This window comes from Amycolatopsis decaplanina DSM 44594 (assembly GCF_000342005.1).
Lineage (GTDB): Bacteria > Actinomycetota > Actinomycetes > Mycobacteriales > Pseudonocardiaceae > Amycolatopsis > Amycolatopsis decaplanina.
The window spans coordinates 87896-101840 of sequence record NZ_AOHO01000055.1; the positions used below are offsets into that span (position 1 = coordinate 87896).

Here is a 13945-nt window from a genome sequence, read left to right on the forward strand (position 1 = left end):
CCGATCACGTAGGGATCACCGCGGCGCTGTCGTGACAGGCCGCGGACTGGAGCCCTCCGGCCACCGCACCGGCAGTCCCTGGTGGAAGCCGTTCATGAAGCGCCGCCAAACCTCTGCCGGGATCGTGCCGCCGGTCAGTTTCCCGCCGGCGGCGTCCCGCATCCGGCGCGGCTCGTCGGAGCCGACCCAGACCGCGGTCGCGAGCTGTGGCGTGTACCCGACCGCCCAGCCGCCGGCGTTGTCGTCCGTCTCGTTGTACTGGAAATCGCCGGTCTTCAATGCCGCCGGACGGTCTTTCAGTCCGGTGATCAGCACTTGGCTCATCGTGCCCGCGATCCGGCGGCCCAGTGTCTCGTCGCCCTTGAACGCGGGCGTCTTCTCCGAAGGCCGTTCCCACACGATTTCGCCGTTCTCGTCCCGGATCTTCGACACCAGATGCGGGGTGGCGCGCATTCCGTCGGCGGCGAAGGTCGCGTAGGCACCGGCCATGTCGCTGGGCCGCAAGGGGTACCGGCCGACCGCGATCCCAGGGCCGATCAGGAACCCGTCCTTCTCGCGCAGGGTCACCGCGCCGTCGACGGCCTCGGGGATCCCGGCCGCGCGGGCGCCGTCGCGGACCGCTTCCGCGCCGAGCTTCTTCGCCAGGTCGACGAACGGGCCCTGTGCGCCCCGCCCCATCGCCTCCCGCAGCGTGCACTTCCCGGTTTCACCGCACTGGTCCTGGAACTTGAAGGTCTCGCCGAGGAAGTCGACCTCCGCGGGCGCCTTCAGCGATTCGTCCACATCGACGCCCCGTTCGAGTCCGGCGGCGAGGATGAACGGCTGGAACGCCGAGCCGGCGCCGTACGGGGTGCCGGCGTAGTCGTGCACGCTCCAGCCACCGCCGTTGTAGGCGCGGATGGCGCCGGTCCCGGGTTCGACGGCGACCAGCGAGGCCCGGAAGTGCTCCGGCTGTCCCCGCAACCGTTCCTTGACCGCCTTCTCGGCTTCGGCCTGGGCACGCGGATCGATGGTCGTCTCGACCTTCATCGCGCCGCCGCGAAGCCGGTCGAGCGGATAACCGACCTGCTCGAGTTCAGCGAGGACCTGCTGCTTGATGTGGTACTTCTCGTAGGTGACCCGACCGGCGCGGGTCTCCGACGGCGCCTGGATCGCGTCCTCCGGATAGGTCATGGTGACCGCTTCGGCCTGGCTGAGGTAGCCCCGCGTGACCAGCTTGTTCACCACGTAGGACCAGCGCTTCATCGCGTGCTCGTGGCTCGAGGCGTACGGGTCGTGCACCGAAGGCGACTGGATCATCCCGGCGAGGAAGGCCGCCTCGCTCCAGGTCATCGAGTCGTCCAGCTTGCGGCCGAAGTAGGCGTTCATCGCCGACGCCGGGCCGTAGGTACCGCGGCCGAACGAGATGATGTTGACGTAGCTCTCGAAGATCTCCTTCTTGGTCTGCTGCTGGGTGATCTTCGTGGCGAGCACCAGCTCGGAGAACTTGCGGGTCAGGGTGGCGTCCTCGTTGCCGGTGGACTTCTTGATGTACTGCTGGGTGATCCCCGAGCCGCCACCGACGCCGGTCACCAGCGCGCGGCCGAGTCCGGTCAGGTCGAAGCCCTCGTTGTCCCAGAAGGTCGGGTCCTCGGTCGCGACGATCGCGTCGCGCAGTTTCGCGGGGACTGCGTCGTAGGGCACGAACAGCCGGTCGCCGCCGGGCGGGATCACCTTGAGCAGTTCGGAACCGTCCGCGTTCTGCAGGACGACGGTCTTGTCGAGGCCGGCGAGGACCTCTTCCGGGCTGCGGACGTCGAGCAGGACGTACGCGAGCCCGAACGCGACGACCGGGATGCCGATCAGCAGGCCGAGCGTCCAAGCGGCGATCTTGCGCCACCTGCGCTTTTTCCCTTTCGGCTCGGGAACGGCCGTGGTCTCCGACTCGGGTGCGTCTGCCTCATCCGGGTTCTCCACGCCAGGTAAGACGCCCGGACGAGTGAAAAGGTTGTGGGAAAATCACCGAATCGTGTGTTCGCTTCGGCTGCCTGGACCTACGACTTGAAGAATTCTTCATTTGCTAATGTGGTCTTATCGGCAAGTCGAACGAAGGAAGCCGGTATGCCCGTCCCCCTGTACCAGGCCAAAGCGGAGTTCTTCCGCATGCTGGGCCACCCGGTCCGGATCCGTGTGCTGGAACTGCTCGCGGAGGGCCCGAAGGCCGTCCGCGAACTGCTCGCCGAGATCGAGGTCGAGGCCTCCAACCTCTCGCAGCAGCTGGCCGTCCTGCGCCGGTCGGGAATCGTCACTTCGACGCGTGAAGGATCGACGGTGGTGTACGCGCTCGCCGGCGGGGACGTCGTCGAACTGCTACGCGCGGCACGGCGCATCCTCACCGAGTTGCTGGCCGACCAGAACGCGCTGCTGGCCCAACTGCGCGACGCGGAGTGACGTCGTGGCGGGACTGAGGCTTCCGGAACTGCGCTCGCTCCTGCCCGGACGCGAAGACCTGCGCACGCTCACGCGCGCTCCCCGACGCGATCTCACCGCGGGCCTGACCGTCGCGATCGTCGCGCTCCCGCTGGCGCTGGGTTTCGGCATCTCGTCCGGCCTCGGGGCCGAAGCCGGGCTCGTCACCGCGATCGTCGCCGGAGCGCTGGCCGCGATCTTCGGCGGCTCCAACCTCCAGGTGTCCGGGCCGACCGGGGCGATGACCGTGGTGCTGGTGCCGATCATGGCCACACACGGAGCGGGCGGGGTGCTGACGGTGGGCCTGCTCGCCGGCTTGCTGCTGCTTCTGCTCGCGGTCGCCCGCGCGGGCCGGTACATGCGCTATGTGCCGACGCCGGTGGTCGAAGGCTTCACGCTGGGCATCGCCGGCGTGATCGCGCTGCAACAGATTCCCGCGGCGCTCGGCGTCGCCACCCCGGAAGGCGAAAAGGTCGCCGTCGTCGCGGCGAAGGCGGTGGCCGATTTCGCCGGGAACCCGTCCTGGCCGTCGATCGCGATCGCGGCCGGGGTCGCCGCCCTGATGCTGGCCGGTGCCCGGTGGCGCCCGTCGATCCCGTTCTCGCTGGTCGCGGTCGCGGTCGCGACACTCGTGAGCCACTTCGCGCAACTGCCGGTCGCCCGCATCGGCGCCCTGCCCGCCGGCCTCCCCGCGCCCTCACTGGACTTCCTGGATCTGTCGGCCTTGGGCGCGCTGGCGCCCTCCGCCGTCGCGGTCGCGGCGCTGGCCGCGCTGGAGAGCCTCCTTTCGGCCACGGTCGCCGACGCGATGAGCGTCAACGAACGCCACGACCCGGACCGGGAACTCTTCGGGCAGGGCCTCGCGAATCTGGTCACCCCACTGTTCGGTGGCGTGCCCGCCACCGCGGCGATCGCGCGCACCGCGGTCAACGTCCGCGCCGGGGCGAAGTCCCGCCTGGCCGCGTTCACCCACGCGATGGTGCTGGCGGTGATCGTCTTCGCGGCTGCCCCGCTGGTCGCCGCGATCCCGATCGCGGCGCTCGCCGGGGTACTGCTGGCCACCGCCGTCCGCATGGTCGAGGCGGGATCGGTCCGCGCGCTGCTGCGCTCCACCCGGCGCGACGCGCTGGTCCTCGTGCTCACGGCGGCCGCGACCCTGATCCTGGACCTGGTCACCGCGGTCATCCTCGGCCTCGTCGTGGCCGGTGCCTTGGCGCTGCGCGCGATCGCGAAGGCGGCCCGCGTCGAGGAAGTAGCGCTCGACCACGCCGATCACGCGGCCGAGGAACGGGCGCTGCTGGACGAGCACATCGTCGCGTTCAGGCTCGACGGCCCGCTCGTCTTCGCCGCGGCCCACCAGTTCCTGCTGGAACTGTCCGAAGTGGCCGACGTCCGGGTGGTCATCCTCCGGATGTCACGCGTGTCGGCCATCGACGCCACCGGAGCCCTCGTCCTGCGGGACGCCATCGAACGCCTCGAACATCGCGGGATCACGGTCCTGGTGTCGGGAATCAAACCCGGCCACGAAAAGGTGCTGGACGAACTCGGCGTCGCGGACCGGCTCCGCGCGGAGGGCCGGGTGTTCCCGGATACGCCCCACGCCATCGCTTTCGCGCACGCGCTGCTGACGTCACCCTCAAGCCAGGAAGGCGCGAAGCAGTGAAGCCGTTCCTTCGACGTGCTCCGTCATCGCCCGGCGGGCGGCCTCGGAGTCTCCGGCGAGGATCGCGTCGACGATGGCCTCGTGCTGGGCGTTGGAGTGCTCCAGGTTCGGCTCCAGCAGCGGGATCATGTCGAGCAGCTGGTTGACCCGCATCCGCGCGTCGGCCATCGCCGTGGTCAGCGAGCCGGACGCGGTGACCTCGGCGATCGCCAGGTGCAGCCGCGAATCCTTACGCCGGTAGTCGCCGACGTCGGCCGCGGCGGCCTCGGCGAGCGTGCTGGTCAGATGCTGCCGGTCGGCCGGGCTGAGCGAACGCGACGCCGCCATCTCGGCGGCGCCGGTCTCCAGGACGTGCCGCAGGCCGAGCGCGTCCTCCAGTGCGGCGTTGCCGACCTTCCGGCCGTCGGCGGCGGGCGGGTCGGGCAGGACGTCGTTGACGAACGTGCCGCCGTAACGCCCGCGCCGCGACTCGACGTAGCCCGCGTCGGCCAGCGCGCGGATGGCCTCGCGCAGCGTCACCCGGCTGACCCCGAGCCGCTCGGCGAGCTCACGCTCCGAGGGCAGTCGCTCCCCCGCGCCCACCACGCCCAGCCGGATCGCCTGGAGCAGCCTTTCGACGGTCTCCTCGAAGGCGTTGCCCGCGCGCACCGGGCGGAACAGCGCGTCACCCGCGTTCGCGACCGTGCTCGACTCCACTCTTCGAGTTTAGGCGGCCCGCAATTCGGCACCTGGTTGCGGTACTTGCGCATGCATACATCGCAAGTAGGTGCCGAATTGCGGGGGGTGTCAGCACTCGATGACGTTGACGGCCAGGCCGCCGCGCGCGGTCTCCTTGTACTTCACGCTCATGTCGGCGCCGGTCTCGCGCATGGTCTTGATCGCCTTGTCCAGCGTCACGACGTGCGAACCGTCGCCGCGCATCGCCATCCGCGCGGCGTGGATCGCCTTCGACGCGCCGACGGCGTTGCGTTCGATGCACGGGATCTGCACCAGCCCTCCGACCGGGTCGCAGGTCAGCCCCAGGTGGTGCTCGACGCCGATCTCGGCGGCGTTCTCCACCTGCGCGGGCGAGCCACCGAGGACTTCGGTGAGCCCGGCGGCGGCCATGGCACTGGCCGAGCCGACCTCGCCCTGGCAACCGACCTCGGCACCCGAGATCGAGCCCGTCTGCTTGAGGATCGAGCCGATCGCGCCCGCGGTGAGCATGAACGTCACGATGCCGTCGTCCGACGCACCCCGGATGAACCGCTGGTAGTAGTGCAGAACCGCCGGGATGATCCCCGCCGCGCCGTTGGTCGGCGCGGTCACGACGCGACCGCCCGCGGCGTTCTCCTCGTTGACCGCCAGCGCGTACAGGCTCACCCAGTCCATCGCGTACAGCGGGTCGCCGACGCCGTCCTCGGCGAGCAGCTTCTCGTGCAACGCCTTCGCACGCCGCGGCACCTTCAGCCCGCCCGGCAGGACGCCCTCGTGCTCGCAGCCGTTGCGCACGCATTCCGCCATGACCTGCCAGATCTCCAGCAGCCCTTCGCGGATCTCCTCGCGCGTGCGCCACGCGAGTTCGTTGCGCAGCATGACCTCGCTGATGGACAGCCCGGTGTCCTCGCAGTGCTTCAGCAGATCCGCCCCGGTGCGGAACGGGAACTCCAGCTTCGTCGAGTCCTCGACGACGACGGTGTCGGTCTCGTAGGACTCGTCCCGCACGAACCCACCGCCGACGGAGTAGTAGGTGCGCTCGCGCAGCACCTTCCCGTCTGCGTCGAACGCGCGGAAGATCATCCCGTTCGGATGCGCCGGCAACGACTTCCGCCGGTGCATGGTCAGGTCGGTGTCCTCGGTGAACACGATCTCGTGCTCGCCTCGAACCCGGAGCCTGCCCGATTCCCGGATCTCGGCGATCTTGCCGGGCACCGTGCCGGTGTCGATCTCCTCCGGACGCTCCCCCGACAGCCCGAGCAGCACGGCCTTGTCGCTGCCGTGCCCGAACCCGGTCGCGCCGAGCGAGCCGAAAAGCTCGCTCTGGACGCGCGTCGTGGCGGCGAGGTCACCGTCGGCGGCCAGACCGTCCACAAAGGTCAGCGCGGCGCGCATCGGGCCCACCGTGTGGGAGCTGGAGGGGCCGATGCCGATCGAAAACAGGTCGAAGACGCTGATCGCCATTGATCTGCCCTCCTTCCTATCTGGCCAGCAGTGAGCTGGCTTCTTGGGCCGCGGGGCCTTCGGCGGCGAGATGGGCCAGGTTCTCCGACAGCGGTTCGCCGCGGTGAGCCTTCGTCTGCGCGAAAAGGCGCCCTGCCCGATACGACGAGCGTACGAGCGGCCCGGCCATCACACCAGCGAAACCCATCGCTTCGGCGGCCTTCGAATGCTCGACGAACTCTTCGGGCTTGACCCACCGATCCACCGGGTGGTGCCTGGGCGACGGGCGCAGGTACTGGGTGATCGTCAGGATCTCGCAGCCCGCGTCGACCAGATCCTTCATCGCCGGAGCCACCTCCTCCGGCGTCTCGCCCATACCGAGAATCAAGTTCGACTTCGTCACCAGACCGGCCTCACGAGCCTTCGAGATGACCTCCAGCGACCGCGCGTACCGGAAACCGGGCCGGATCCGCTTGAAAATCCGCGGCACCGTCTCCACGTTGTGCGCCAGCACCTCCGGCCGCGAACCGAACACCTCCGCCAGCTGCTCCGGATCCGCGTTGAAGTCCGGGATCAGCAACTCGACACCAGTACCCGGATTCAACGCGTGAATCTGCCGGACGGTCTCCGCGTACAACCACGCACCACCGTCCTCCAGGTCGTCACGGGCGACGCCGGTCACCGTCGAGTAGCGCAGGCCCATCGCCTGGACGCTCTCAGCGACCTTGCGCGGCTCGGTCCGGTCCAGCTCGGCGGGCTTGCCCGTGTCGATCTGACAGAAGTCGCATCGGCGCGTGCACTGGTCGCCACCGATCAGGAACGTCGCCTCACGGTCTTCCCAGCACTCGTAGATGTTGGGACAGCCGGCTTCTTCGCAGACGGTGTGGAGGCCTTCCCGGCGCACCAGGCCCTTGAGCTCGGTGAACTCCGGACCCATCCGCGCGCGCGTCTTGATCCACGACGGCTTCTTCTCGATCGGGGTCTGCGCGTTGCGGACCTCGAGCCGGAGAAGTTTGCGCCCCTCGGGGAGCGCGCTCATCGGTTGAGGTCCGCGTACAGCGGGTGCTTCTTCGCCAGGAGTTCGACACGGGCGGACAGCGACTGACGCAGGGCCTCGTCGAAGTCCGGGCGCAGCGCCTCGGCGATGATGTCGGCGACCTCGGCGAAGTCCTCGGCGCCGAAGCCCCGGGTCGCCAGCGCCGGGGTGCCGATCCGCAGGCCGGAGGTGACCATCGGCGGGCGCGGGTCGAACGGGACGGCGTTGCGGTTGACCGTGATACCGACCGAGTGCAGCCGGTCCTCGGCCTGCTGCCCGTCCAAAGTGGAGTTGACCAGATCGACGAGCACCAGGTGCACGTCGGTGCCGCCGGTCAGCACGCGTACGCCCGCTTCGGCGCAGTCCGTGCGCGAAAGACGGTCGGCCAGGATCTTCGCGCCTTCGAGCACGCGCTGCTGGCGCTCGCGGAACTCGTCGCTCGCGGCGATCTTGAGCGCGACGGCCTTGGCGGCGATGACGTGCTCCAGCGGACCACCCTGCTGGCCGGGGAACACCGCCGAGTTGATCTTCTTGGCGAGTTCCTGACGGCACAGGATGATGCCGCCGCGCGGGCCGCCGAGGGTCTTGTGCGTGGTCGTGGTGACGATGTCGGCGTACGGCACCGGGCTCGGGTGCAGCCCGGCCGCGACCAGACCGGCGAAGTGCGCCATGTCGACCATGACCTTCGCGCCGACCTCGTCGGCGATGCGGCGGAACTCGGCGAAGTCGAGCTGACGCGGGTACGCCGACCAGCCGGCGATGATCAGCTTCGGCTTGTGCTCCTTGGCGAGGCGCTCGATCTCCTCGACGTCGACGATCCCGGTCTCCTTGTCGACGTGGTAGGCGACGACGTTGTAGAGCTTGCCGGAGAAGTTGATCTTCATCCCGTGGGTCAGGTGCCCGCCGTGGGCGAGGTCGAGACCGAGGATGGTGTCGCCGGGGTTGAGCACCGCGACCATGGCGGCGGCGTTGGCCTGCGCGCCCGAGTGCGGCTGGACGTTGGCGTGCTCGGCGCCGAACAGGGCCTTCGCGCGGTCGATCGCCAGCTGCTCGATGACGTCGACGTGCTCGCAACCGCCGTAGTAGCGGCGGCCGGGGTAGCCCTCGGCGTACTTGTTGGTCAGCACCGAACCCTGCGCCTCGAGCACGCCCACCGGGGCGAAGTTCTCCGAGGCGATCATCTCCAGGGTCGACTGCTGCCGGTCGAGTTCGGCCGCGACGGCGGTGGCGACCTCGGGGTCCACGTCGGACAGGCTTGAATTGAACACAGCAGCGTTCACCATGTGAGTTCTCAGTTCTCCTGGGTCAGGACGGCGTAAGCCTGGGCGTCGAGCAGGGTGGGCACGTCGCCGGACAGACGCACCTTCAGGAGCCATCCTTCGGCGTACGGGTCCGAGTTGATGAGCTCGGGGGTGTCCGTTGTGGCCTCGTTCACCTCGACGACCTCGCCGTCCACGGGTGCGTACAGCTCGCTGACCGACTTGGTCGACTCGACCTCGCCGAACACCTCGCCCGCGGTGACGGTGTCGCCGACCGCGGGAAGCTGGACGAACACGATGTCACCGAGCGATTCGGCGGCGAAGGCGGTGATGCCCACGGTGGCGACGCCGTCGGCGACGTTCAGCCACTCGTGTTCCTTCGTGTACTTCAGGTCCTGGGGGATGCTCATGGTGGTTCAAGGGCCTTTCAGGCGCGGGAGTAGAAGGGCAGGGCGACGACCTCGACGGGCTCGATACGGCCCCGGATGTCGACGGAAAGCTCGGTGCCGGGCTCGGAGTGCTCCCGGTCCACGTAGGCCATGGCGATCGGGTAGCCCAGGGTCGGCGACAGGGCACCACTGGTGACCTCGCCGATCTCGGTCTCGCCGGACAGGACGGTGTAGCCGTGGCGCGGGGCGCGGCGGCCGGAGCCCTTGAGCCCGACGCGGACCCGGGGAACGTCCTTCTTGGCCAGCTCTTCGAGCGCGGCCTTGCCGACGAAGTCACCCGGCTTTTCGAACTTGACGACCCGGCCCAGACCGGCTTCGAACGGGCTCAGCTGAAGGCTGAGTTCGTTGCCGTACAACGGCATCCCGGCTTCGAGACGCAGCGTGTCGCGGCAGGCGAGGCCTGCCGGGAGCAGGCCGTGCGGTTCGCCCGCTTCGGAGAGGATGCGCCAGACGGCGGGCGCCTCACCGGCCGGGACGTAGAGCTCGAAGCCGTCCTCGCCGGTGTACCCGGTGCGGGCGAGCAGGACGTCGTGCCCCTTCACGACGGCCGGGACGCTCGCGTAGTACTTGAGCGCGCCCAGGTCGGCGTCGGTGACCGCGCCGAGGATCTCGACGGCCTTCGGGCCCTGGACGGCGATCAGCGCGACGTCCTCGGACTTGTTCTCGACGACCGCGTCGAAGCCGGAGACCCGCTCGGCCAGCGCCTCCGCGACCACGGTGGCGTTGCCCGCGTTGGCCACGACCAGGAACTTCTCGTCGGCGAGACGGTAGACGACCAGGTCGTCCAGCACGCCGCCGTTCTCGTCGCAGATCATCGTGTAGCGCGCCCGGCCCGGTTTGACCCCGGACAGGTTGCCGACCAGCGCGAAGTCGAGGGTCTCGGCGGATTGCCTGCCGGTCACCTCGATCTCGGCCATATGCGACAGGTCGAACAGGCCCGCGGCCTCGCGGACCGCCTTGTGCTCCGCCAGTTCGCTGGAATAGCGGATCGGCATCGACCAGCCCGCGAAGTCGGTGAACAGCGCACCCAGTCCTTTGTGGACTCCGTGCAGGGACGTCTCTTTCGACATCAAGTGCCTCAGTTCTCGTAGGCGTTGAGCGGCGGGCAGGAGCAGACGAGGTTACGGTCCCCGCGCGCACCGTCGATGCGGCGCACCGGGGGCCAGTACTTGGACTTGCGGTTCACCCCGGCGGGGTACACCGCCAGTTCGCGGTCGTACGGCAGGTCCCAGTCGCCGACCAGGGTCTCGGCGGTGTGCGGGGCGTTGCGCAGCGGGCTGTCGTCCGCGGCCCAGCGGCCCTGCGCGACGGCGTCGATCTCCGCGCGGATGGCGATCATCGCTTCGATGAAGCGATCGATCTCGCCAAGGTCCTCGGACTCGGTCGGCTCGACCATCAGCGTGCCCGCGACCGGGAACGACATGGTCGGGGCGTGGAAGCCGTAGTCGATCAGGCGCTTCGCGACGTCGTCGACGCTGACACCGGTCTCCTTGGTGAGACCACGCAGGTCGAGGATGCACTCGTGCGCGACCAGGCCGTCCTGGCCGGTGTAGAGCACCGGGTAGTGCTGGTTGAGGCGCTTGGCCACGTAGTTCGCGGCGAGAACGGCGACCTGCGTCGCGGCGGTGAGACCACCGGCGCCCATCATGCGGACGTACGCCCACGAGATCGGCAGGATCGAGGCCGAGCCGTACGGGGCGGCGCTGATCGGGCCGACGCCGGTCTCGGGACCGGCCTTCTCCAGCAGCGGGTGGTTCGGCAGGTACGCCGCGAGGTGCGCGCGGACCGCGACCGGGCCGACGCCGGGACCGCCGCCACCGTGCGGGATGCAGAAGGTCTTGTGCAGGTTCAGGTGCGAGACGTCGCCGCCGAACTCACCCGGCTTGGCGAGACCCAGCAGCGCGTTGAGGTTCGCGCCGTCGACGTAGACCTGGCCACCCGCGTCGTGGACGATCTTGGCCAGCTCGTCGATGCCGTTCTCGTACACGCCGTGGGTGGACGGGTACGTGACCATGATCGCCGAGAGCGTGTCGCGGTTCGCGTCCACCTTGGCGCGGAGGTCTTCGAGGTCGACGTTGCCCTCGTCGGTGCACTTGACCACGACGACACGCATCCCGGCCATGACCGCGGAGGCGGCGTTCGTGCCGTGCGCGGACGACGGGATCAGGCAGACCTCGCGCTCCTGCTGACCATTGGCGTGGTGGTAGGCGCGGATCGCCAGCAGGCCGGCGAGCTCGCCCTGGCTGCCCGCGTTCGGCTGCAGCGACACCTTGTCGTAGCCGGTGACCTCGGCCAGCCAGCCCGACAACTGCTCGACCAGCACGTGGTAGCCCTCGGCCTGGTCAGCGGGGGCGAACGGGTGGATGCCCGCGAACTCGCGCCAGCTGATCGGCTCCATCTCGGTGGTGGCGTTGAGCTTCATCGTGCAGGAGCCGAGCGGGATCATGCCGCGGTCGAGCGCGTAGTCCAGATCGGACAGACCGCGCAGGTAGCGCAGCATCGCGGTCTCGGAGCGGTGGGAGTGGAAGACCTCGTGGGTGAGGTACTCGCTCTCGCGGTCGAGACCGGTGGGCACCGCGCGGGCTTCGGCGACCGTGGCGTCGATGCCGAAGGCGTTCAGCACCTTGGCGATGATCGCGGGCGTGGTGACCTCGTCGACGGCGATGCGGACGTGGTCGGCGTCGACCGGACCGAGGTTGATGCCGTTCTCGCGGGCCACGGCGACGACCGCTTCGGCCTGGCCGGGCATACGGGCGAGGACGGTGTCGAAGAAGCCCTCGTGGACGACCTCGACGCCGCCCTTGCGAAGGGCGTCGGCGAGACCGGCGGCGAGTTCGTGGACACGGGTCGCGATGCGCTTGAGGCCGTCCGGACCGTGGTAGACCGCGTACATCGCGGCGAGCACGGCGGGCAGGACCTGCGCGGTGCAGATGTTGGAGGTCGCCTTCTCGCGGCGGATGTGCTGCTCACGGGTCTGCAGCGCGAGACGGTAGGCGGGGTTGCCGTCGGCGTCGACCGAGACACCGACGAGGCGGCCCGGCAGCGAACGCTCGAGCCCGGCGCGGACGGCCATGTACCCGGCGTGCGGTCCGCCGTAGCCGAGCGGGACGCCGAAGCGCTGGGTCGACCCGGCGGCGATGTCCGCGCCGAACTCACCCGGCGCGGTGACCAGCGTGAGGGCGAGCAGGTCGGCGGCGACGGTGTACAGCGCGCCGGCGGCCTTCGCGGTCTCGGAGATGGCGGAGTAGAAGCCCGCGCCGCGCAGCACGCCGGAGGCACCCGGGTACTGGACGGCGACACCGAAGAACTCCTCCGGCAGGCCGGTGAGCAGGTCACGGACCTCGACCTCGACGCCCATCGCCTCGGCGCGGGTGCGGACGACGGCGATGGTCTGCGGCAGGCACTCGGCGTCGAGGACGACCTTGTTCGACTTCGCCTTGGACGCGCGGCGCATCAGCATGACGGCCTCAGCGACGGCCGTGGACTCGTCGAGCAGGGAAGCGTTCGCGGTGGCGAGACCGGCCAGCTCGGAGACCATGGTCTGGAAGTTGAGGAGGGCTTCGAGACGGCCCTGCGAGATCTCCGGCTGATACGGCGTGTACGCCGTGTACCAGGCCGGGTTCTCCAGCACGTTGCGGCGGATGACCGCCGGGGTGACGGTGTCGTGGAAACCGAGGCCGATCATCTGCGTCATCGGCTTGTTGAGCGCGGCGAGCGCGCGAAGCTCGGCGATGGCGTCCTCTTCGGACGCGGCGGGCGGGAGTTCGAGGTCACGGGTGACCCGGATCGCGGACGGCACCGCGGCCTGCACCAGGGCATCGAGACTGCCATAGCCGACCTCGGCGAGCATCTTGGCCTGCTCGGACTCCGAGGGGCCGATGTGCCGGTCGTCGAAGGACGTACTGGTCAAGGGAGCTCCTTGGGTCAGGCGCCGGATAGACCGGTGCGCTGGGAACTCCCCCTCTGTCATGGCACCTGAGAGTTTCACCACCGCTGAGGGTGGCTTTCACCTTGGGTGAGGCGCACTTGCGCGCCTGCTTTCCAGAGTGGCCTCGCGTGAAGCGGTAGTGGATACCTGAGAGATTCCGGGGAGTTTGCTCCTTCGGTGCCCCACCACATTCATGGGGGCTCTCCCGCTCCAGCTCGACGGCCCTGTCTGTAGTTGTGCGCACACCGTACCTGGCGTGTTCAGCGCCCGTCTACTTCCGGCCGGGCACGTCACTTTCCCCGTTCGCCCCGACACTCGACGTGCCCGGCGAGACGGAACTCGCGTGATCAGAGCCGGAACTCGCGTGATGGAAGCCGGAACTCGTGAGTCACGGCTCTGATCACGCGAGTTACGGGCCTGATCACGCGAGTTACGCGTTCTCCATCATCATCTCGGCGGTGATGGTGCCGCAGAGCTCGGCGCAGCGGGTCATCATGTCGGCGGCTTCGGCCAGCTCGGGGTCGCCGGTCCGGGCGCACTCCTGGGCGCACATGCGCATCATCTGGGAGGCCAGACCGCACATCTTCGCGCACATGCGCATCATCTCGAGGTCGGCGATCATGGCCGAACAGCGCATCATCATGTCGGCGCACATGCGGGACATGTCCGCGCAGGTCACCATCATCATGCCGAGTTTGGCGCCGCCGACCTCCATGCAGCGCGTCATCATCTCCTCGCACCTGACGTGACACTCGTTGCACAGGTCGATGCAGTCGCGCATGGCGGTGCTCATCTGCCGGGTCATTCTTCGGGCCTCCCGCGCTTCTCTGATCGCGGAACCGTCCGGCTCCGCGTCTCAGGACTACAGCGCAGGTCAGCGGGCCGCCATCCCGGCCACCGGGACGAGTGACGCGCTACCCGGGCAAGTCCGTGAAGGCCTCCTTGAGGGACTCTGGGTCCCTCAAGGAGGCCTTCACGGACAGCGCGACCGAGGACACTGGCGCAAGTAGAGGATTAAATGCG

At 69.1% G+C, this 13945-nt stretch carries 11 protein-coding genes and 1 riboswitch; of the genes, 2 read left to right on the forward strand and 9 right to left on the reverse strand.

What is annotated here, in order from left to right; translation table 11 throughout:
* Positions 1 to 15 precede the first annotated feature (15 nt).
* Complete coding sequence (locus tag H074_RS17600) at positions 16 to 1956, reverse strand: transglycosylase domain-containing protein (RefSeq protein WP_007031390.1); 1941 nt, start codon at positions 1954 to 1956, stop codon at positions 16 to 18.
* Positions 1957 to 2100: 144 nt separating this feature from the next.
* Here H074_RS17600 and H074_RS17605 point away from each other — a divergent pair, with 144 nt between their 5' ends.
* The gene (locus H074_RS17605) at positions 2101 to 2430 is read left to right on the forward strand and encodes an ArsR/SmtB family transcription factor (protein WP_007031391.1); all 330 of its coding nucleotides are present in this window, start codon (positions 2101 to 2103) and stop codon (positions 2428 to 2430) included.
* A gap of 4 nt (positions 2431 to 2434) precedes the next feature.
* A complete protein-coding gene (locus H074_RS17610; protein WP_007031392.1) occupies positions 2435 to 4111 on the forward strand; it encodes a SulP family inorganic anion transporter in 1677 nt (558 codons plus the stop codon).
* Here the strand turns inward: H074_RS17610 and H074_RS17615 are convergent.
* From H074_RS17615 to H074_RS17650, 8 genes are all read right to left on the reverse strand, one after another.
* Positions 4085 to 4807, reverse strand: coding sequence for a FadR/GntR family transcriptional regulator (locus tag H074_RS17615; protein WP_007031393.1), 723 nt, complete (start codon positions 4805 to 4807; stop codon positions 4085 to 4087). The genes H074_RS17610 and H074_RS17615 overlap by 27 nt on opposite strands.
* 90 nt (positions 4808 to 4897) lie before the next feature.
* Entirely contained in the window at positions 4898 to 6271 is a 1374-nt protein-coding gene (locus H074_RS17620) for an L-serine ammonia-lyase (RefSeq protein ID WP_007031394.1), read from the reverse strand.
* Positions 6272 to 6287: 16 nt separating this feature from the next.
* Entirely contained in the window at positions 6288 to 7289 is a 1002-nt protein-coding gene (lipA, locus tag H074_RS17625) for a lipoyl synthase (protein WP_007031395.1), read from the reverse strand.
* On the reverse strand, positions 7286 to 8569 hold the full coding sequence (locus H074_RS17630) for a serine hydroxymethyltransferase (RefSeq protein ID WP_007031396.1): 1284 nt from the start codon (positions 8567 to 8569) through the stop codon (positions 7286 to 7288). Before H074_RS17630 ends, lipA begins: the two co-directional genes overlap by 4 nt.
* Positions 8570 to 8577: 8 nt before the next feature.
* On the reverse strand, positions 8578 to 8955 hold the full coding sequence (gene gcvH, locus H074_RS17635) for a glycine cleavage system protein GcvH (protein ID WP_007031397.1): 378 nt from the start codon (positions 8953 to 8955) through the stop codon (positions 8578 to 8580).
* 17 nt (positions 8956 to 8972) lie between these two features.
* Positions 8973 to 10064 (reverse strand): glycine cleavage system aminomethyltransferase GcvT, encoded by a 1092-nt coding sequence (gene gcvT / locus H074_RS17640; protein ID WP_007031398.1) that lies wholly within the window; start codon positions 10062 to 10064, stop codon positions 8973 to 8975.
* Positions 10065 to 10072: 8 nt separating this feature from the next.
* Positions 10073 to 12904 (reverse strand): aminomethyl-transferring glycine dehydrogenase, encoded by a 2832-nt coding sequence (gene gcvP / locus H074_RS17645; protein ID WP_007031399.1) that lies wholly within the window; start codon positions 12902 to 12904, stop codon positions 10073 to 10075.
* Between the two features lie 142 nt (positions 12905 to 13046).
* Positions 13047 to 13140: riboswitch (glycine riboswitch) on the reverse strand.
* Positions 13141 to 13352: 212 nt separating this feature from the next.
* Positions 13353 to 13727: a four-helix bundle copper-binding protein gene (locus tag H074_RS17650; RefSeq protein WP_007031400.1), complete on the reverse strand. Its 375-nt coding sequence runs from the start codon at positions 13725 to 13727 to the stop codon at positions 13353 to 13355.
* Between the last annotated feature and the right edge of the window lie 218 nt (positions 13728 to 13945).

What these genes read in the sequence shown, in the direction of transcription:
- H074_RS17630 (WP_007031396.1), bottom strand. Translation starts at nt 8,569, where the DNA reads ATGGTGAACGCTGCTGTGTTCAATTCAAGCCTGTCCGACGTGGACCCC.
- gcvH (WP_007031397.1), bottom strand. Translation starts at nt 8,955, where the DNA reads ATGAGCATCCCCCAGGACCTGAAGTACACGAAGGAACACGAGTGGCTG.
- H074_RS17605 (WP_007031391.1), top strand. Translation starts at nt 2,101, where the DNA reads ATGCCCGTCCCCCTGTACCAGGCCAAAGCGGAGTTCTTCCGCATGCTG.
- gcvT (WP_007031398.1), bottom strand. Translation starts at nt 10,064, where the DNA reads ATGTCGAAAGAGACGTCCCTGCACGGAGTCCACAAAGGACTGGGTGCG.
- H074_RS17620 (WP_007031394.1), bottom strand. Translation starts at nt 6,271, where the DNA reads ATGGCGATCAGCGTCTTCGACCTGTTTTCGATCGGCATCGGCCCCTCC.
- lipA (WP_007031395.1), bottom strand. Translation starts at nt 7,289, where the DNA reads ATGAGCGCGCTCCCCGAGGGGCGCAAACTTCTCCGGCTCGAGGTCCGC.
- H074_RS17650 (WP_007031400.1), bottom strand. Translation starts at nt 13,727, where the DNA reads ATGACCCGGCAGATGAGCACCGCCATGCGCGACTGCATCGACCTGTGC.